Below are 17944 nucleotides of genomic sequence, written 5' to 3' on the forward strand. Positions count from 1 at the left end.
CACAATAACAATTAAAATTGTAAGTTATTTAATTCGCGCTCCTAAATCAGCGTCAATCCATTGTCCGGGGCGGTGAATAAATTCTCTTTTTTTTACCGCAGATGAGGGCAGATAAACACTGATTAACGCAGATGAATTAGATATATTTCGGTGGCGCTGGTGGTGATTGTTGACCTGCTGCGAAGCTGAATGGGCATCGCGGTTGCAGGAATTCATACAATAATTTAGTGAGAAAGTTTCCAGCTTTCTCGCGCAATTTCCCAATCCTCCTGTGTGTGAATTACCAAAATTCTCACCGCAGAATCCACTGCTGCAATATCTCGATCGATCGATGAATGTTGATTTTTCTCCTCATCCAATTTTAACCCGATAAATCCAAAAGCTTCGCAAGCTGCAGCCCGTACAAGAGCAGAATTTTCCCCAACTCCCGCCGTAAAAATTAAAGCATCCAACCCTCCCAAACTCGCCAGCATGGCACCAATTCCGGCACGCAAACGGTGGATGTAAATATCCAAAGCAAGTTGAGCTCTCTGATTACCTTGGGCGATCGCATCTCCAATCTGCCGCAGATCGCTAGACACCCCTGAAATCCCTTTTAAACCTGAATTTCGATTGAGAATACCATCAAGTTTCTCAGCAGTAAAATCGGATTGTTTTAACAGATGAATGAGGATGCCTGGATCGATCGAACCCGATCGACTTCCCATCATCAAACCTTCCAAAGGCGTAAATCCCATCGTCGTGTCAACACTCCAGCCACCGCGAATGGCCGCCAGAGAACATCCGTTGCCCAAATGACAGCTAATCAACCGCAAATCTGCCAAATCTTGACCCAGAATTTCGGCGGCCCGACGCGCGCAATATTGATGGCTAATCCCGTGAAAACCGTAGCGCCGAATCCCATTTTCCAGCCATTCATAGGGGCCGGGATAAACAAAGGCTGCGGGCGGCAATTGTGCGTGAAAAGCTGTATCAAATACTGCTACTTGTGGCACATTTGGGAGGATTTTTTCAACCGCTTCGATACCTTCGAGGTTAACCGGATTGTGAACGGGGGCGAAAACAGATAAACGGGCGATCGCCTTTTTAACATCCGGCGAAATTAACGTACTTTGCTGATAATCTTGTCCGCCGTGTACGACGCGGTGGCCGACAATATCAATCTCTTTTAAATCATTAATTGTTTGAGTTCTTCCCCTCCAAAGACTCTGCAGCATTCGAGAAATAGCATCTTCGCGAGACTCGGATGCAAATTCCTCCTCAAGCCGATCGCCTTTTGCTGTTTTGACTTTCAACTCTGCTATACCCTGCTGGTGAGTCCAATCAATTTGAGCCTCCCAGAGGGGTTGCAAAGGTCGATCGGGGAGGACATCGTTTAACTCGTAAAGACAGCTCTTTTGACTGCTAGAACCCGCATTTAACACCAGTATTTTCATGCTTTATTATGTCCTGTTGATTCGTTCTTTCGATCGCTAGGCGATTGAAATCGCGTCTTGTCAAACTTTCATCCGCCTGCACAGACTAAGAAACCTTGAGATCCTGGGAAAATTATTAAGAAAAATGTCGAAAAATTAACTATTAATGCAATGTGTAGCTAACAGTTGCATTTTTTTGATATATCTTCTATGCACATTTTCATTGACTAAAGTATAAGGAGTCGATCGATGTTTACACCAATTTTACTTGCCGTTGCCCCCAGAACCATAGAGTGGAGCCCCACGATCGGTTTGATTATGATTCTTTGCAATATTTTAGCTATTGCGATCGGCAAATCAACGATCAAGAATCCTAGCACAGGCCCAGCAATGCCCTCATCGAGTATGTTCGGCGGTTTGAGTTTGGGTGCAGTTTTGGGAACTACTGCCTTTGGTCATATTTTAGGAGCAGGTGCTATTTTAGGATTGTCTAACATAGGCGCGATTTAGTTGCAGAATGTAGGTGCGCTCCCGCACCTTACCCGCAATTTCAAGTACCGGGTAAATTGCGGAGAGTTTCATCCATGTACGATCGATCGCCCAAAACTTCCAGCAGCGGCCCGCGAACATCAAACTTGACAATACTGACAGAAGCTGCTAAAGCGGCAATGCGATCGCGATAACGTCCCAAATCAATCCCCAACAGACTGCACAGAATAATCCTAATAGTTGCTTTGTGCGAGACAACCAACACATTTCCATTCTTATATTTTTCCTCAATTTCTGCAATAACTAAGGAAGCTCTACTGGCAATTTGCACCGAAGTCTCGCCGCCGTTTGGTGCATTCCAAGCAGGTTCAGTCAGCCAATTAATATAATCTTCTTCGTATTCTTCTTTGACCTCTTCTACTGTTTTGCCTTCCCACTCACCGTACTTAATTTCCCTCAGTCCGTCGCGAAGCTGCATTTCAATTCCCACAGCATCGCACAAAGGTTTTGCAGTAGCAATTGTGCGTTTCATCGGACTGACATAAACAGCATTCCAAGGCAATTTTGCGTAAGTAGCAGCAAATTGTTCTGCCATTTGAGAACCTACGGGCGTTAATTCTGGATCGATAGCGCCACAGAAGCCACCTGTTTGGCTGTAAGTCGTTTCACCGTGTCGTACAAAGTAGATTTTTAAGCTCATGAGTTAATTGTGTGTGAATTTTACTATGTTAGCAAAAGAGTGTAAAAAACTCCTTCAAATCATTGAGAGCAGGATTATCCCAATCCCAAATATCTTTTTTGTGTTTCATAACATAATCAAACCCAGACATAGTGCATTTTCTGCCAGCTTGTTGCTGTTCGTTATCTGAGCAAGTATCATACCTGAGATAGATGCTCACCCAGAATTTATCAAAACCTTTCTGGTTAATTTGCTGTCCCTGGCTTTCTATGCAAGTTTTCCAGCTATCCAAACAATCAGCATGAGGAGATTCTCTAGCCTTGATTGCCTTTAAAAGCGTTTCCAGTTCGCCTTGACCTTCAAAATTTGTAAAGTAACAAGCCAATTTTGCCTTTGTTCCATTATCTCCACAAATATCGATAAATTGTTTAGTGCTTGACAATGTTTCTTCTGATTCAAACACCTGTTGTATACATTCATTTACGAATTCCAGCCGCTCTGCTTCTGAATAGTTATCAATATCAATAATAATCCCAATTTTTTCTATATCTCTTTTTTGAATGTCTGCTTCTAAAGCTTTTAAAGTAGTGATTAACTTTGTTTCGCTCAAGCCTTCCAAACGTTCATAATCATCTATATAAATAGGTTTTTCTACCTGGACATCGCAGTTTAGTTTCTTAACCATTGCCTGCATAAAAATTGCATCATTTTTACTTTCTACTATGACAATATTACTCACCTCTCACTCCTTTTTGATGCTCTAGTGCGTAATTCAAGGTTTCCAAATCGCGCCGGATGCCGATTATTTGAGCGGTTTTCGGTTTCTTGGCTAGTTCAAAATATGCGCTGCTACATTCCTGATTTGGTTCTAAACCAACATCAGCAAATGCTTGCAGCATCTCTAAACTGTGAGTTGTCGCAAAAATCTGGGTATCCAGTTCAACCGCTAACCGAAATAACACTCTCCAAAACTCCCGCTGGCTTGTATAATGTATGCCATTTTCTATCTCATCGATTAGCAAGATTTTGTATTCACTGTTTACCAGTTTAAGGATTATTTCTGCAACTCTGTTAATGGCATCTCCAAACAATGATAAAGGCAAACGCTTTTCGCCCTTTCTTCTTAAGTATAGCGTGGGTTCCCCAATCGAAAAACTCTCTACTGATTCGATTGTAGGATCGAGAATTTGAAAAGCTTTCAAAACTTCGCTATCTTTGTCATCCAAACGCGCGTTATCGTATGCTTCTGTGAGTTTTTTTCCCGAAATCCTGAGCCAGGAGGGAATGATTGGTACTTCGTCAAGAGAAATGCGAAAATTGAGTAAACCTCCGGCAGCAACCGGTGATAATGACCAAGTAGATTGGTCTTCGTTTCTCATGAACTCAAAATTTATCTTATTTTTAATTGAATTGATTTCTACTTTAATTTCTAATCGATCGGTGTTATTGTTGTCGTCTTTGCCAATAATTACTATAAATCTATCTTTTTTTAGTGCATAAAATAAGTTGTCCCAGGCTCTATCAGGCATAGCTTCTAGGGCTTTTGATGGCTCTCTTCTTAGATCTCTTAGGATTACGAGACTGCTAGCATCGGGAGCAAAATTGAGAAAAATTGCTTCTAGCAAGGCTGTCTTGCCAGCATTATTTTTACCGCCGATTAAATTGACTCTTTCAAACCCAGAAATTTTGATTTGCTCAAAACACCTAAAATTTTGGATTTCTATTTCTTTCAGCATTACAGCTCCTGTTGAATTAATCTAACTCATCTGCGTTAATCTGTGTTAATCTGCCTGTATCTACGGTTAAAAAAAGAGAATTTGTTAACCGCAGATGACAATAGATTAACGCAGATTCACGCAGAGGTCGAGAAGCGATCGCACCTACCCAGGAGCACCCGATCGCACGGCTTGATCTCCTGTCGTTGTCGGATCTTTCGTTTCCTTCGGCGCTTCCGACGAAACCGCGCCCGCGTGCGGCCACTGCCAGTCACGGATTTCCGGCATATCGTCGCCGTGTTCGTTGATATAGTGCCTGTGTTCGATCAGCTTGTCACGGATAGCTTGTTTGCCGTAAGCTGCGACAGAACTCAGTTTGGGAACGCGATCGAGTACATCTCCAACTAAATGGAATCGATCGAGGTCATTAATCACCACCATATCAAACGGCGTCGTAGTCGTTCCCTCTTCCTTGTAACCCCGAACGTGAATATTCGAGTGATTTGTCCGGCGATAAGTCAAGCGGTGAATCAGCCAAGGATAGCCGTGAAAAGCAAAAATCACCGGCTTATCTTTCGTGAACAAAGTATCAAAATCCTTGTCAGACAAACCGTGGGGATGTTCGCTAGCAGGTTGCAGCGTCATCAAATCCACCACATTCACCACCCGTACTTTTAAATCAGGATAATCTCGGCGGAGAATGTCAACCGCAGCCAAAGTTTCCAGCGTCGGAACATCACCCGCGCAAGCCATCACCACATCCGGTTCGCCGCCTTTATCATTGCTAGCCCACTCCCAAATGCCGATGCCGGCGGTACAGTGTTTAATCGCAGAATCCATATCCAAATACTGCAATGCCGGCTGCTTCCCTGCAATAATCACGTTGACATAGTTGCGACTGCGGAGACAGTGATCCGTTACTGACAGCAAAGTATTCGCATCTGGCGGCAAATAAATCCGCACCACTTCCGCTTTCTTGTTAATTACGTGGTCGATAAAACCCGGATCTTGGTGAGAAAAACCGTTGTGGTCTTGTCGCCAAACGTGAGAAGTTAGTAAGTAATTCAGAGATGCGATCGGTCGGCGCCAAGGAATGTGACGAGTAGTTTTCAACCACTTGGCGTGTTGGTTGAACATCGAATCGATGATGTGAATAAACGCCTCGTAACAAGAGAAAAAGCCGTGGCGTCCCGTCAGCAAATAGCCTTCCAGCCATCCCTGACATAGATGTTCGCTGAGGACTTCCATCACCCGGCCGTCGGGGGAGATGTGATCGTCTTCGGGCAAAATTTCCCCCGCCCACACCCGGTTCGTCACTTCAAACACCGGATCGAGGCGGTTTGAGGCCGTCTCGTCAGGCCCGACAATGCGGAAATTGGCGTTTTCCTGATTCAGTGTCATCACGTCTCGCAGGAAGCGGCCGGAAACGCGGGTTGCTTCTGCCATTACAGTGCCCGGTTTTTGCACGTCAACGGCGTAGTCTTCAAATTTCGGCATTTTCAAGTCTCGCAGCAGCAGGCCGCCGTTAGCGTGGGGATTGGCCCCCATGCGTCGAGATCCCTTGGGTGCGAGTTCTGCTAATTCGGGAAGTAACTTGCCGTTTTCGTCGAAGAGTTCTTCCGGCTTGTAGCTTTTCATCCAATCTTCGAGGAGTTGGACGTGTCCGGGCTTAGAAGCCATTTCCGAAAGTGGGACTTGGTGCGATCGCCAATAATCCTCAGTTTTCTTACCGTCAACTTCCTTCGGCCCCGTCCAGCCTTTGGGAGTTTTCATCACAATCATCGGCCATTGGGGACGACCCGAATAGCCCTCTGTCCGGGCTTTTTCCTGAATCGCCTTAATTTCGCCGATCGCGGTATCGAGAGTTGCAGCCATCAACTGGTGCATGGTTTCCGGGTCTGAACCTTCCACCCAATAAGGTTTGTAGCCATAACCGACCATCAAACTTTCCAATTCCTCCTGCGGAATGCGGGCCAACAGCGTTGGATTGGCAATTTTGTAGCCATTCAAGTGCAAAATCGGCAACACAGCCCCGTCCCGAACCGGGTTGAGAAACTTGTTAGAATGCCAGCTAGCAGCCAAGGGGCCGCTTTCGGCTTCCCCGTCACCGACAACAGCCGCCACAATCAAATCGGGATTGTCGAAGACGGCACCGTAAGCGTGGACGAGGGCGTAGCCGAGTTCGCCACCTTCGTGAATCGAACCGGGGGTTTCCGGGGCGACGTGGCTGGGGATACCGCCGGGAAAGGAGAACTGTTTGAATAGCCGTTTGATACCCTCTTCATCTTCGGAAATGTTCGAGTAATATTCGCTGTAAGTGCCTTCGAGATAGGTGTTGGCGACCAAGCCCGGCCCGCCGTGTCCAGGGCCTGCGATGTAGATGGCGTTGAGGTCTTGGGCTTTGATGATCCGGTTGAGGTGAACGTAGATGAAATTGAGGCCTGGAGTAGTGCCCCAATGTCCGAGGAGTCTCGGTTTGACGTGTTCGATTTTGAGGGGTTCTTTGAGTAGGGGGTTGTCGAGGAGATAGATTTGTCCGACGGATAGGTAGTTTGCCGCCCGCCAGTAGGCGTTCATTTTGTGTAGTTCTGAGTCGGAAAGCGGCTTTAATTGCGGGAGATCGGTTGTTCCTAGCATCATCAGCGATTGACTCCTAAGTTGTGGTTGTTTTGTAAAGTGCGATCGAGAAGTGCGATCGATATTAATTTGTTATAGCAGACTTTTTGTATTTAACCTCCATGTCTTCCACGCAAACTATTGAATTCTAGCTCGTTTATGCCTAAATAAAAGTTTAAATCAATGTTAATTTCTGGCTAAATATCGCACGCTTTTGATGGAAGAAAGATGAAAATTTTCGGGGATCAAGGAATTCAGTAATATAAAATAGGATTTACACAAGAGTTTGCGGAGAGTGTGCACTGTGCACCTGATACGTATGTGCAGCGGGTCGCCGGATGTGCTGTGCAAGTCCCCAAAAAGATACTTCTCAAGGTAGAACTCGTAATGATTTATATGTGAATTAAATTTTATTTATGCAGGCGAATTGTCTGCTGACTCCTTTTCTGGTAGAGTTCTGTATGTTTGTCTAGGCTCAGGGTAAAAGGGTGAGCAATTTTTCTAATTTAGAGATTTATCAAGAAATTAAAAAGATAGTACGTCAATTCAAGATTCTTGAATGCGATCGCTGTGCTGTAGCTGTTATGGAATGGCTAGAACAACAAGGCATTCAGGGAAAGATTCTGAGACTGAGAACAAGATATCAGGAGGAAGATTACATTATCAGCGAACGTCTAGAACGTCTGGGAGTTGAAGAATCGATTACAGTGAACGGTAAACATTATGGCGTTGAAGTGGCAGGTCTAGTCTTTGACAACCTGTCAACAGATGGGATGTTAAGGGAAGAATGGGTTAAGGATTTTCACTGTCAGAGTGAGCAATTTGTTGTCGAAGAGTTAGAAAGTTTGTAAAATGGAAGTGTCAAGCTCAAACAAGAGGTAAGGATGAGTGGATTGCTTGAGATTATACAAAAAATAAAAGCTAGACCGGGGATGTATATTGGAAAACATTCGGTTAGCGATTTGTTTATGTTTTTGGCGGGTTATAAAACAGCGAGGCGAGAATTAGGAATTGAGTCAAGCGAACAGGAAAATGAGTTTTTCGGGGAGTTTCAGCCTTGGTTGCAGAGACGGTTTAAGGTACTGTCGGTGAATTCTTGGGCAAAAATTATCATGCTTTACTCAGTGGATGAAAAGGAGGGGTTTGAGTATTTTTTTAAGTTGCTGGATGAGTTTTGGCAGCGGGATAAAACTTTAAAGGTTGATGAGGTTGAGGCTAAAGGGGAGACAGTTATCAGTCACAGATAGATATGACCCATAGATTTTGGCGATCGCACTTTCATCGAGATGTTGAAAAAAGTGCGATCGCCTTTCAATGTTCTTACTTACTTCCTTACCTGCACCAACAGCTAGAAAGTCTGACTGACTCTTTTTAACCATTCATTGCTATTTGGTGTTTTTCCAGTCACACCAAATTCATCTGTTATTTCAGTAGTATCAGTCATGAAAGTACCATCTGGCTTGAGCCTGATGCGGTAAAATTTCCTATACTCGTCGCGCCATAGATTGGCATTTGGTGTCGTTCCTGTGGCATCAAATTGCTCCGTTACAGGAGTCTTTGATTGAGCATTAGCTGGCAGAGATATACTCAATATTAAGAGCGCGATACTACCAACAAAAACTTGATACTTCCGAAGACTGCTAATTCCTTTCTCAAGATATTGACAAACAGACTTTGACTGGTGGGAAATTTGTACTGGGTACTTGATGATGATTCGAGCTTTACAAGATTATATTGAGTAATACTATTTTATCTTGTGGAGCTTTGTCAACAAAATTTATAGGATTTTCTGGTAAATACACGATTATCCGATATTCAGACATGGCATTTTCACGCTTGCCAGCGTCTCCGCGCAACCCGTGAACTCCTTGGCCTGACTCAAGAGCAGGTCACTGAGCAGTTAGAGATCAACTACGACATCACCATGAGCCAGCAGACGCTCTCTACTATCGAAAACGGCAAGCGCAAAGTAGACGCCGAGAGGGAGTTACCCGCCTTCGCCGCCGTCTACAGCAAACCTATCGATTATTTCTACGAAACCCTGGAATTGCCCGCCGCCGCACCCCCAGCCGCACCCGCACCCAAGCGCCGCTCAGTCGTCACCGTTGACATGGAAGCCCTGACTCAGCGCGATAAGTTAGAACTAGCAGCAGAATTAATTCACAACGTTTTGCAAGAAACCTAACTAATAGGGCGATCGCCCTACAATATCAAATATCTATATAATTCCTAAATCCCAAAAATTCTATGACTATCAAAGAATTAGAAGCGCAACTTCTGGCTTTAACGCCAACCGAGAAAGCTCAAATCATCCAATTATTAACCCAGAACTTAGCCAACACCTGGCAAGGAATTAGCAAGACTCCCGGTGTCTGCGGCGGTGATGCTTGTATCAGAAACACTCGCATTCCTGTTTGGGTACTGGAAAGTTTTCGTCGCTTGGGTATGAACGAGTCTCGACTCTTAGATAACTATCCCACACTAACCGCTACTGATTTAGCAAATGCCTGGACTTATGCGGCAGCTTTTCCCGATGAAATTGAAATAGCTATCCGCGAAAATGACGAGGATTGAAATGATGGCGCGTCTTTATGGTGACGAACAATTTCCCAGAGAGGTTGTAGAATTGCTGCGCCAGATGGGGCACAATATTCTGACAGTGCAAGAAGCCGGAAAAGATAACCAAAAAATTCCTGACGAAGAAGTGTTAGCTTTTGCAGTCAATGAAAATCGAGCTGTTTTAACTCTCAATCGCCGTCATTTTATTAGACTGCACAGCTCACAGCCTGACCATGCTGGTATTATTGTCTGTAAGGCCGATGATGACTTAGCAAGAATGGCGACTAACATTAATGAAGCTATTTCCTCACTTGCAACATTAACAGGTCAATTGATTCGCGTCTATCGTTCTGGGTCGCCATCTATATCTTAAGCGATCGCCAAAAAGTAAACTACAGCAATCTCAATCCGAAAATCACTGCATCGGTTTGATTGCTGGCTAAATGCCATCGCCGATATTTCCCGCTGAAAAAACCTAGGAGGCGACTAAAACAGGGCACTCTGAAATCCGGCAAATATTGGACACAGTTGGCTGGTGGGAAACGACTCGCAGTTCGTGAGAATACCGGGGACGCGGGTCATTTTCTAACCAGATGGGCGGTACCATCATCACTTCATAGTAAGCGATCGTATGCAAAACCCCGGGCTGGGACTTCAACTCCACTGTCAAGCCCGCTCGGTACTCAAATGCTTCTTCCCAGTCTAGATTTTCATTCATACCCATAGCGATCGCGCCTCTTAATCTTGTTTCTTTTGTCCATTGTAGAGCGGTACATAAAAGATTGGGTACTTTCTGTTGCTTATGATACAATTTTTAACCTTATATGTTCGATCCATGACAATCTAACAGATAGCCACAATTGTCAATAAGTAAATAGGATGATTTTGCTGACGGGTGACAAGTCAACTGAAAAGGTAGGCTTGACAAGAGTTTGAGTTGAGATGTCTCAAAAAAAATAGGGGCGATGGAACCGCGCAGACGTTTATGAGACAAAGGAAGATCAGAGAATTTTAAGGATTGAAGTACAAACCTATTTTTGCCCTCTTGTCTAGTGTTTTACAAATAAAGAAACCCGGTTTCTTAAAGAAACCGGGTTTCTGGGATGAGTGAAAACTAAACTAATTTCACTTGGTTTTCTACTTTGTCGCAGTCGCCGTATTTTTAGCAAGCGAGATCCTGCTTCATTTCTTTTTGGCAGATGTCTAATACTCAAAGTAAAATATGGCATAATATAAATATTAGTTTCATAGCTTTGCACCTATGACCGCCCAAATCACCCTAAATCTGCCAGATGAAGTCTATCACCAAGCAGAATTGCTAGCGCAGCAACGCCACCGCACCGTGAGTGAGATTCTAGTAGAAACTCTGGAAAATTTTCTCTTACCAACCGCTAAACCAGTATCAGCACTGTCTGATTCAGAAGTAATCACTCAGACTCAACTCCGGCTGCAACCACTCCAAGAACAACGATTGAGTGAATTGCTAGACCGCCAACAATCCGGTACTATCGCATCTGTAGAACGTGATGAATTGCAGGCATTAATCCACATATATGAAACTCGACTATTGCGACAAGCTCAAGCCTTAAATGAAGCTGTGCGGCGCGGCTTGCTGGAACCATTAAAAGGATAAGCAAAATGGCGATTTCCGAACAAGTTCGAGCCAGAGTTCGCGCACAAGCTCAAAACCGATGCGGTTATTGTCGCAGTTTACAAATGTATGTTTTGGGAATACTGGAAATTGACCATATTATTCCTAAAGCGATTGGCGGTACTGACGAGGAAGAAAATCTCTGGCCAGCTTGTAGTCTGTGCAATAATTACAAAGGAACCCAAACTGACGCATTAGATCGGGTCACGCAAAAGCACGTTAAGTTGTTTAATCCGCGCACTCAACAATGGTCACAAAATTTTGCTTGGAGTGAAGACGCTACAGAAATTATTGGACTTACAGATTGCGGTCGCGCAACAGTCACAGCACTACAACTAAACAATAATATTGCTGTTACTGTCAGGCGTCAGTGGGTTAGTGCTGGATGGCATCCGCCCACAGATTCAAGTATTTCATAACAGATATTATTGTCAATATAAAACCGCTGCGGCCGCTCAATGGTCAACTTTCCACTTGATGTATTTGCCAAACTGAGATGCACCCGAATAATTTATATTAGATATCCAGATGTTTAATTGTGGAGCTATAATGGAAAGGTTCAACATTAAATCTGAAGGGGGCATTAATGCTACCAGTTAAGAAAGAAAAGAGTAAGAGTCATAGCAAGAATTTCCTATTTTGAACAGGCAAGATGCCTGTTGCACAATAATTATTGGAGATGTCTAATGATCATTATTAATCAGCCCAATCGTAATACTGAGGTATACCATCCCAAAGAGAATAACCATCTAGATTTCCCCAAAGATAAAGTTCACCATCATCTTTGTACTTCTTTTTTGCTCTGAACACCTTTTCTGCCTTTAAATAGGAAAGAGCAGCAATCCCTGTATCTGGTATCTCGTATCCTCGAAGAGGATCACCAACTATACTGACCTTAGTCGTTGGGAGTTCCATGAGTAAAGCAGCTCCTTTTGACTCTCGAAGAACTATCGCAAAACAGTTCAGAATCATCCCATAGTATTTAGTAGCATGAAAAATCTTACCTTCCAGCCCATCTGTTAAACCATTTAAATTGAGTAAATATTTCAAGTGGTCAGGTTTTACTAGACTAGATTTATCACGAATAATACGCTCGGCGGCGTAAAAAGACCAGCGACTCACCTCATCTGAAGTTGCTAATTTTATCCGTGTCTTTTGTCTAGCGGCGAAGCGTTGAGCACAAGGCAAGTATCGTGAAGTTGTTACAAAGAGTCCTTGATTTGCTCGTTCGTCTTCAACAACAGCACTTAAAGCTTGTACTGCTTGAAGATCGATTGGATTGGATGTGGCGTATCTCTTAGCTTGCACTAGAGTCACAACTTCACCAATCACATCGTTAGAATACAGGCGAATATCTACACCACCGTCAGATCGACCAGAACCAAGTTTAGTGTGATACCCGTTATTACGAAATATCCCATCAAGTAAAACCTCAAACTTCCTGGGATCGAGGTGGTATAAATCATCAGGAGATTTATGAAACCGTTCATAAACCTCTTCATACAGATCCGAAAAATCTGGTTGTACTAAATCGCAAATCCATCGCCATTCAAAGTAGTTACGATATGCTTCTTCTAACTCTTCATCATCAATAACCCAAAATGTAAATACTCGCCATCCCTCATTCTCGAAGTAGAACCCAGTATTCCGAGTTAGTTCGTCAAATTCATCGTATAGTTCATTACATAAGTCATTTAGAATTGCGCCAAGTTGCCCAGAAGCACAGAGAACTAAAACGCATGGATTTTCTGGTGGTTCATCATCAAAATATTCATTCCATGACTTAAATTCGCAATCGTCCCATAATTCTTTTTGTTGCGCCCACGAACGGATAACTGATTTGAGGTCTTCAATATTTTTCTCAAGGCGAACGTCTTGCATATGATTAAAATCAACTGTTCTTATCAATATTATGAATTTTGGCGAGGATCGCCAGAGGGAGGATGCCACCCTGCCCTAACCCATAAACGACGAGCTCTGATAATCGCTCCTTCATTATGATATAGATCGTTAAGGTCTAATCGCTCGCAGGTTCCCCTACCTGTTGGAGTAATACCCCTTATTTCTAAACCATCCGCAGACCAGTTAAAATGCTCAGACCATTGCTGTTGACGGGGGTTAAACAAAGTTACTTCTTGTTCTGTTTCTGGGTCAGTACCAGTGACAAAATTATAGCGATTATTATTACAGCGATGACAAGCTAAAGCTAAGTTTTCAAGCTCATCGCTACCACCAATCGAGCGAGGTAAAATATGATCTATCGTAAATAGAGTAGAGCTACTTTCTTCCGCTGAATGGCAATATTCACAAAGAAAATTAGCTCTACTTCTTACTAAATTTCTAGTAGCGCGGTTTACGGACATGAGGCTGCTATAACTTTAGCGTTAATTAAGGTAAAAATCCGATCTAGTTCTAGTAAGCTTGCTAATTCTACAACCTCTTCGGAAGTTAAAAGATTAGCCTTTTTTCTGTCGGCTAGTTCTTCTAATCGGGCTTGCAGGTTTTCCGTAAATTTGAATAAGTAAAGATTTCTGACTTTCTGAATCGAAATCTCACGATCGATCCAGTAGGAAGGTTGTACCATAAGTTCAGATATCATGGTGATTAAATTACTCCAATTACTACATGGATAGTCTTGATTATATCATGAGAACGAAAGGATTACTTTAGAAAGAGCCGACCTACTTACCCACGGCGCGATCGAAGAAACCGGGTTTTTTACCGAATCTGTCTGCTCAAACAAATTATTGCAAAAAACCCGGTTTCTGACCGTACAGTGCCTAAATCCTGCTAACTTGACTTAGTTGTTTTCTTGGCTGTTGTCGCAGTCGCAGCCTTCTTTGTCGTGGTTTTCTTCGCCGCAGTCTCGGTCTTTTTAGCAGTGGTTTTCTTCGCCGCAGTCTTCTTCGTTGCAGTTTCCGATTTCGCCGCAGTTGTCTTAGTTGACTTCTTCGACTTGCTGCTAGATTTTCCGCCGCCCGCTGCTTCCTTTGCTGCTAACAAATCCAGTGCTTTTTGTAAGGTGAAATTCTCCACAGATTCATCCTTAGCCAAAGAAGCATTGATATCGCCGTGTTTGACGTAGGGCCCATAACGGCCGTCGTAAACATTGATCAGTTCTCCCGATTCTGGATGCGCGCCCAATTCCTTCAAAGGTGTAGCTGTTTTGCTGCTGCCGCGGGCGGCTTTCGGTTGCGCTAACAATTCTAATGCCCGATCGAGCTCGATCGTCAAAACATCATCCGGCGGTTTGATCGATCGATAATCTTTCCCCACCTTACCCTGGTCATGCACCACATAAGGCCCGTACATCCCCAAATTAGCTTGCACCTTCGCCCCCGTCTCCGGGTGAGTTCCCAACAACCGAGGTAAAGTCAACAAACTCACCGCCATATCCACCGTCACGCTATCCTTATCCGTCCCCTTCGGTAAAGAAGCCCGCTTCGGTTTCTTGTTCGTTTCCGAAACATCCCCTAACTGAACGTATGGCCCATAACTGCCAATCAGCACATAAATCGGTTCCCCGGTTTCTGGGTGAAGACCCAATTTTTCCGGGCCTTCCATTTTTTGCTTTAACAGAAACTCCACTTGATCCGGGTCTAAATCTGCCGGCGTCAAATCTTGGGGAATCGATGCTTTTACCAGGCCTTCTTCGCTTTCAGATTCCAGGTATGCGCCGAATTTGCCGATGCAGACTTTAGCAGAAATATTCTCCAGTACCACAGTTCGGGCAACTTTCGCATCAATCTGACTTTCCTGTTCTTTAACTTGGGTTGCGAGTCCGGTTTCCCCTGTATAAAACTTTTGCAAATACGGCAGCCATTTCGCCTCGCCGGTGGCAATTTCATCGAGGGTTTGTTCCATTCGGGAAGTAAAACCGGTGTCTACTAAATCGGGAAAATGTGTTTCCAATAAAGTCGTGACGGCGAAAGCGGTGAATGTCGGAATTAGGGCGTTAGCTATTAATTTCGCGTATCCCCGATCGACAATTGTACCGATAATACTCGCATAGGTACTCGGACGGCCCACACCTTCGCTTTCCAGCATTTTCACCAGAGAAGCTTCCGTGTAGCGGGCGGGAGGTTGAGTTTCGTGGCCAACTGCCTCTAAATCCTTACAATTAGGTTTATCCCCCACCTTCAGCGCCGGCAAAATCACCTCCTGGTCTTCCAACGCCGCATTCGGATCGTCGGAACCTTCCACGTAGGCGCGCAAAAAGCCTGGAAAATCAATGCGTTTCCCGCTGGAACGGAAACCGGCATCTTCTACCTGAGTTAATACAGTGACGTGAGTTTGGCGGGAATCGGCCATTTGAGAAGCGACAGTCCGCTTCCAAATCAAATCATAGAGGCGGAAATCAATCCCATCCAATCCCGTTTGCTGCGGAGTCCGAAAAGTGCTGCCGGCGGGACGGATAGCTTCGTGGGCTTCCTGGGCGCCTTTGCTTTTCGTGGTGTATTTGCGCGGTTGGGGGCTGAGGTATTCGCTGCCGTAAAGTTCTTGCACGCAACTGCGCGCCGCTGTGATCGCCTGTTCGGACAAATGCACCGAATCCGTCCGCATATAGGTGATAAAACCGCGTTCGTAGAGACTTTGGGCAATTCGCATGGTTTCTCGCGCACCCAGCCGGAGCTTGCGGTTAGCTTCTTGCTGCAAAGTCGAGGTCGTAAACGGCGGCGAGGGTTTCCGGGTGACTGGCCGTTCTTCGAGATTGGTGACAGTCCAAGGTTTGTTTTGAATGCGTGAAAGTAAAGCCCGCGCCTGTTCTTCGTTCAGCAAAAGTACACGGCGGCCTGCGATAATTTGCCCGGTATTTTCATCAAAATCGCTGCCATTTGCAACTTTTACATTTCCGACAGTCACGAGTTTGGCATCAAAGGCACCCCCCTGTCCCCCCTTACCAAGGGGGGGATTGTCCGAAGCCCCCCCCTTACCAAGGGGGGGATTGTCCGAAGCCCCCCCCTTACCAAGGGGGGGGTTGGGGGGGGTCAAAGTTGCTTTTAAATCCCAGTAACTACCTTGGCGGAAAGCGCGGCGTTCCCGTTCCCGGCGCACCAACAGGCGTACAGCGACTGACTGCACTCTACCGGCGGACAAACCCCAAGCGATTTTTTTCCACAGTAGCGGAGAGAGTGTGTAACCGACGAGTCTGTCGAGAATCCGGCGAGTTTCTTGGGCTTGTACAACTCGATTGTCGATATCGCGACAGTGAGTCAAAGCATCGCGGATAGCTTCGCGGGTGATTTCGTGAAACACCATCCGCTTGATGGGCACTTTGGGTTTGAGGATTTGCAGCAAATGCCAGGAAATGCTTTCGCCTTCCCGGTCTTCGTCAGTGGCTAGAATCAGTTCTGTGGCGTCTTTTAGGGCGTCTTTGAGTTCTTTAACAATTTTCTTTTTATCTTTCGGGATGACGTAGAGGGGTTCAAAGTCTGCTTCCACGTTTACGCCCAGTTGCGCCCATTTTTCTCCTTTAACGGCTTCTGGTATTTCTTCGGCGGAGGATGGTAGGTCGCGGACATGGCCCATCGATGCCTCTACACGGTAGGTGGAGGGCAGGAAGTTGCGGATGGTGCGGGCTTTGGTAGGAGATTCGACGATGACTAAGGTTGACATGGCATCTTTTAAATATGGATGGCAGCGCAGCTAGAGGGTCTAAGTTAGAGAGTTTAGGTCAGATGTCAAGGTTTCTTTCAACTTTGGGCGATTATTTTCAAACTACCTTAATTTTTAACTTACTGCCGATCGGGTGGCAGGTGACAATATGATGGGATTTTACTGCTTTGGGGGCAGAGGCTGCGAATCGCGTCTCTACAAGATGCACGGGATGATGACCTGACTTTAGCAGAATTGTCGCTAACTGGATGTTGAGACTGCTGGATACGGGCGGATGGTTCCTCAATCTAGTTGTAACTTGAAGGCTGGGGCGATCGATTTTAGATTTTAGATTTTAGATTTTAGATTGGGAAAGATTGACTGAGTAGAGGTTTGGGACTATCGATTTTAGATTTTAGATTTTAGATTTTAGATTGGGAAGAAAGATTTAAAGCAATCACAGAGGATTAAAATTACTGGAGCGATCGCTCAATTCTATCAACAATGCTATGACATTTGAATTCGACCATCTTTTCATCCTTACTGATATTGGTGCTTCGGAAGCTAATCGTTTATCATCCTTCGGTTTAGTTGAGGGTGGATCTCGCATTCATCGCGGACAAGGTACAGCCAATCGCTGTTTCTTTTTCCATAACGCAATGTTGGAATTGTTATGGATTCACGATCCAGAAGAGGCGAAGTCTGAGCCAATTCATCAGACTCGTCTTTGGGAGCGATCGACAAATCGGAATAATGGTGCGTGTCCGTTTGGCATCTGTTTGCGTCCACCCAAAGGTTCTGAGGACACAGTTGCATTTTCTAGTTGGGCATATCGTCCACCTTATTTATCTGAAACGATGAGTATCGCGGTGGCTACAAATAGTGATGTGTTGACTGAGCCCATGCTTTTCCAAATTTCCTTTAGTAAACGTCCCGATCAATACTCTGCTGATAAGTCACAGCCTTTGGATCATGGTGTTGGTTTCCGCGAAATTACTCGCGTAGAATTAGTCAGTCCTGCTGCCAATAATCCGTCACCGGAACTGCAAGCAGTGCTTGAGAGAAATCCGCTAAAGTTACGGATAGGAACCGAGTATTTTGTGGAGCTTGGTTTTGATGGAGAAGTGCAGGGACAACAAATAGATTTTCGGCCGGGATTGCCGCTTATTATCAGTTGGTAAGGTAAGCTGTAGGAATCATACCCGTAAGCTGATGAGCTAGGGCA

General features: G+C 44.8%; 21 protein-coding genes. 10 read left to right on the forward strand and 11 right to left on the reverse strand.

Annotation, left to right across the window (positions count from 1 at the left end):
* Positions 1 to 24: 24 nt before the first annotated feature.
* Both QUB11_RS14245 and QUB11_RS14250 read right to left on the reverse strand, forming a co-directional pair.
* Entirely contained in the window at positions 25 to 216 is a 192-nt protein-coding gene (locus QUB11_RS14245) for a hypothetical protein (protein WP_333390919.1), read from the reverse strand.
* Positions 217 to 224: 8 nt separating this feature from the next.
* The gene (locus tag QUB11_RS14250; protein WP_333390921.1) at positions 225 to 1436 is read right to left on the reverse strand and encodes an acetate kinase; all 1212 of its coding nucleotides are present in this window, start codon (positions 1434 to 1436) and stop codon (positions 225 to 227) included.
* A gap of 228 nt (positions 1437 to 1664) precedes the next feature.
* Between QUB11_RS14250 and psaK the strand changes: the two genes are divergently transcribed.
* On the forward strand, positions 1665 to 1925 hold the full coding sequence (psaK, locus tag QUB11_RS14255; protein ID WP_333390924.1) for a photosystem I reaction center subunit PsaK: 261 nt from the start codon (positions 1665 to 1667) through the stop codon (positions 1923 to 1925).
* Between the two features lie 40 nt (positions 1926 to 1965).
* Here the strand turns inward: psaK and QUB11_RS14260 are convergent, their stop codons facing one another.
* The 4 genes from QUB11_RS14260 to QUB11_RS14275 all read right to left on the reverse strand — a co-directional run bounded on the left by QUB11_RS14260 (position 1966) and on the right by QUB11_RS14275 (position 6938).
* Positions 1966 to 2604 carry a histidine phosphatase family protein gene (locus QUB11_RS14260; protein WP_333390927.1) on the reverse strand — a complete coding sequence of 213 codons (639 nt, stop codon included), beginning with the start codon at positions 2602 to 2604 and terminating at the stop codon, positions 1966 to 1968.
* Positions 2605 to 2632: 28 nt separating this feature from the next.
* The gene (locus tag QUB11_RS14265) at positions 2633 to 3322 is read right to left on the reverse strand and encodes a DUF3226 domain-containing protein (protein ID WP_333390930.1); all 690 of its coding nucleotides are present in this window, start codon (positions 3320 to 3322) and stop codon (positions 2633 to 2635) included.
* Complete coding sequence (locus tag QUB11_RS14270) at positions 3315 to 4319, reverse strand: AAA family ATPase (RefSeq protein ID WP_333390933.1); 1005 nt, start codon at positions 4317 to 4319, stop codon at positions 3315 to 3317. Before QUB11_RS14270 ends, QUB11_RS14265 begins: the two co-directional genes overlap by 8 nt.
* A 144-nt stretch (positions 4320 to 4463) precedes the next feature.
* A complete protein-coding gene (locus QUB11_RS14275; protein WP_333390936.1) occupies positions 4464 to 6938 on the reverse strand; it encodes a phosphoketolase family protein in 2475 nt (824 codons plus the stop codon).
* Positions 6939 to 7402: 464 nt separating this feature from the next.
* On the opposite strand from QUB11_RS14275, the gene QUB11_RS14280 reads away from it, so the two are divergent.
* The 6 genes from QUB11_RS14280 to QUB11_RS14305 all read left to right on the forward strand — a co-directional run bounded on the left by QUB11_RS14280 (position 7403) and on the right by QUB11_RS14305 (position 9846).
* Positions 7403 to 7765, forward strand: coding sequence for a papain fold toxin domain-containing protein (locus QUB11_RS14280; RefSeq protein WP_333200827.1), 363 nt, complete (start codon positions 7403 to 7405; stop codon positions 7763 to 7765).
* A 33-nt stretch (positions 7766 to 7798) separates the two neighbouring features.
* A complete protein-coding gene (locus tag QUB11_RS14285; RefSeq protein ID WP_333200825.1) occupies positions 7799 to 8161 on the forward strand; it encodes a hypothetical protein in 363 nt (120 codons plus the stop codon).
* Between the two features lie 2 nt (positions 8162 to 8163).
* Positions 8164 to 8289 (forward strand): hypothetical protein, encoded by a 126-nt coding sequence (locus QUB11_RS14290; RefSeq protein ID WP_333200823.1) that lies wholly within the window; start codon positions 8164 to 8166, stop codon positions 8287 to 8289.
* Positions 8290 to 8727: 438 nt separating this feature from the next.
* Positions 8728 to 9099 carry a helix-turn-helix transcriptional regulator gene (locus QUB11_RS14295; protein ID WP_333390955.1) on the forward strand — a complete coding sequence of 124 codons (372 nt, stop codon included), beginning with the start codon at positions 8728 to 8730 and terminating at the stop codon, positions 9097 to 9099.
* Positions 9100 to 9161: 62 nt separating this feature from the next.
* On the forward strand, positions 9162 to 9488 hold the full coding sequence (locus QUB11_RS14300; protein WP_333144268.1) for a DUF433 domain-containing protein: 327 nt from the start codon (positions 9162 to 9164) through the stop codon (positions 9486 to 9488).
* A gap of 4 nt (positions 9489 to 9492) precedes the next feature.
* Positions 9493 to 9846, forward strand: a complete 354-nt coding sequence (locus QUB11_RS14305; RefSeq protein ID WP_333025693.1) for a DUF5615 family PIN-like protein — start codon at positions 9493 to 9495, stop codon at positions 9844 to 9846.
* Positions 9847 to 9948: 102 nt separating this feature from the next.
* On the opposite strand, the gene QUB11_RS14310 is transcribed toward QUB11_RS14305, so the two are convergent.
* Positions 9949 to 10191: a hypothetical protein gene (locus QUB11_RS14310; protein WP_333256437.1), complete on the reverse strand. Its 243-nt coding sequence runs from the start codon at positions 10189 to 10191 to the stop codon at positions 9949 to 9951.
* Between the two features lie 543 nt (positions 10192 to 10734).
* Between QUB11_RS14310 and QUB11_RS14315 the strand changes: the two genes are divergently transcribed.
* Together QUB11_RS14315 and QUB11_RS14320 are read left to right on the forward strand one after the other, a co-directional pair.
* Entirely contained in the window at positions 10735 to 11106 is a 372-nt protein-coding gene (locus QUB11_RS14315; RefSeq protein WP_333200819.1) for a hypothetical protein, read from the forward strand.
* A 5-nt stretch (positions 11107 to 11111) separates the two neighbouring features.
* Positions 11112 to 11543 carry an HNH endonuclease signature motif containing protein gene (locus QUB11_RS14320; protein ID WP_333200817.1) on the forward strand — a complete coding sequence of 144 codons (432 nt, stop codon included), beginning with the start codon at positions 11112 to 11114 and terminating at the stop codon, positions 11541 to 11543.
* A 277-nt stretch (positions 11544 to 11820) separates the two neighbouring features.
* Here the strand turns inward: QUB11_RS14320 and QUB11_RS14325 are convergent, their stop codons facing one another.
* The 4 genes from QUB11_RS14325 to topA form a co-directional block, all read right to left on the reverse strand.
* Positions 11821 to 13005 carry a restriction endonuclease gene (locus QUB11_RS14325; protein ID WP_333200815.1) on the reverse strand — a complete coding sequence of 395 codons (1185 nt, stop codon included), beginning with the start codon at positions 13003 to 13005 and terminating at the stop codon, positions 11821 to 11823.
* Between the two features lie 29 nt (positions 13006 to 13034).
* Positions 13035 to 13487, reverse strand: coding sequence for an HNH endonuclease signature motif containing protein (locus QUB11_RS14330; RefSeq protein ID WP_333200814.1), 453 nt, complete (start codon positions 13485 to 13487; stop codon positions 13035 to 13037).
* Positions 13478 to 13723 carry a hypothetical protein gene (locus QUB11_RS14335; protein WP_333200811.1) on the reverse strand — a complete coding sequence of 82 codons (246 nt, stop codon included), beginning with the start codon at positions 13721 to 13723 and terminating at the stop codon, positions 13478 to 13480. The genes QUB11_RS14330 and QUB11_RS14335 overlap by 10 nt, the downstream gene beginning before the upstream one ends.
* 191 nt (positions 13724 to 13914) lie before the next feature.
* Positions 13915 to 16740: a type I DNA topoisomerase gene (topA, locus tag QUB11_RS14340; RefSeq protein ID WP_333390940.1), complete on the reverse strand. Its 2826-nt coding sequence runs from the start codon at positions 16738 to 16740 to the stop codon at positions 13915 to 13917.
* Between the two features lie 488 nt (positions 16741 to 17228).
* Between topA and QUB11_RS14345 the strand changes: the two genes are divergently transcribed.
* Positions 17229 to 17900: a VOC family protein gene (locus QUB11_RS14345; protein WP_333390941.1), complete on the forward strand. Its 672-nt coding sequence runs from the start codon at positions 17229 to 17231 to the stop codon at positions 17898 to 17900.
* Positions 17901 to 17944 lie beyond the last annotated feature (44 nt).

Source organism: Microcoleus sp. B6-A1 (assembly GCF_036705085.1).
GTDB lineage: Bacteria > Cyanobacteriota > Cyanobacteriia > Cyanobacteriales > Microcoleaceae > Microcoleus.

What these genes read in the sequence shown, in the direction of transcription:
- QUB11_RS14245 (WP_333390919.1), bottom strand. Translation starts at nt 216, where the DNA reads ATGAATTCCTGCAACCGCGATGCCCATTCAGCTTCGCAGCAGGTCAAC.
- QUB11_RS14250 (WP_333390921.1), bottom strand. Translation starts at nt 1,436, where the DNA reads ATGAAAATACTGGTGTTAAATGCGGGTTCTAGCAGTCAAAAGAGCTGT.
- psaK (WP_333390924.1), top strand. Translation starts at nt 1,665, where the DNA reads ATGTTTACACCAATTTTACTTGCCGTTGCCCCCAGAACCATAGAGTGG.
- QUB11_RS14260 (WP_333390927.1), bottom strand. Translation starts at nt 2,604, where the DNA reads ATGAGCTTAAAAATCTACTTTGTACGACACGGTGAAACGACTTACAGC.
- QUB11_RS14270 (WP_333390933.1), bottom strand. Translation starts at nt 4,319, where the DNA reads ATGCTGAAAGAAATAGAAATCCAAAATTTTAGGTGTTTTGAGCAAATC.
- QUB11_RS14275 (WP_333390936.1), bottom strand. Translation starts at nt 6,938, where the DNA reads ATGATGCTAGGAACAACCGATCTCCCGCAATTAAAGCCGCTTTCCGAC.
- QUB11_RS14285 (WP_333200825.1), top strand. Translation starts at nt 7,799, where the DNA reads ATGAGTGGATTGCTTGAGATTATACAAAAAATAAAAGCTAGACCGGGG.
- QUB11_RS14290 (WP_333200823.1), top strand. Translation starts at nt 8,164, where the DNA reads ATGACCCATAGATTTTGGCGATCGCACTTTCATCGAGATGTTGAAAAA.
- QUB11_RS14300 (WP_333144268.1), top strand. Translation starts at nt 9,162, where the DNA reads ATGACTATCAAAGAATTAGAAGCGCAACTTCTGGCTTTAACGCCAACC.
- QUB11_RS14305 (WP_333025693.1), top strand. Translation starts at nt 9,493, where the DNA reads ATGGCGCGTCTTTATGGTGACGAACAATTTCCCAGAGAGGTTGTAGAA.
- QUB11_RS14310 (WP_333256437.1), bottom strand. Translation starts at nt 10,191, where the DNA reads ATGAATGAAAATCTAGACTGGGAAGAAGCATTTGAGTACCGAGCGGGC.
- QUB11_RS14315 (WP_333200819.1), top strand. Translation starts at nt 10,735, where the DNA reads ATGACCGCCCAAATCACCCTAAATCTGCCAGATGAAGTCTATCACCAA.
- QUB11_RS14320 (WP_333200817.1), top strand. Translation starts at nt 11,112, where the DNA reads ATGGCGATTTCCGAACAAGTTCGAGCCAGAGTTCGCGCACAAGCTCAA.
- QUB11_RS14325 (WP_333200815.1), bottom strand. Translation starts at nt 13,005, where the DNA reads ATGCAAGACGTTCGCCTTGAGAAAAATATTGAAGACCTCAAATCAGTT.
- QUB11_RS14330 (WP_333200814.1), bottom strand. Translation starts at nt 13,487, where the DNA reads ATGTCCGTAAACCGCGCTACTAGAAATTTAGTAAGAAGTAGAGCTAAT.
- QUB11_RS14335 (WP_333200811.1), bottom strand. Translation starts at nt 13,723, where the DNA reads ATGATATCTGAACTTATGGTACAACCTTCCTACTGGATCGATCGTGAG.
- topA (WP_333390940.1), bottom strand. Translation starts at nt 16,740, where the DNA reads ATGTCAACCTTAGTCATCGTCGAATCTCCTACCAAAGCCCGCACCATC.
- QUB11_RS14345 (WP_333390941.1), top strand. Translation starts at nt 17,229, where the DNA reads ATGACATTTGAATTCGACCATCTTTTCATCCTTACTGATATTGGTGCT.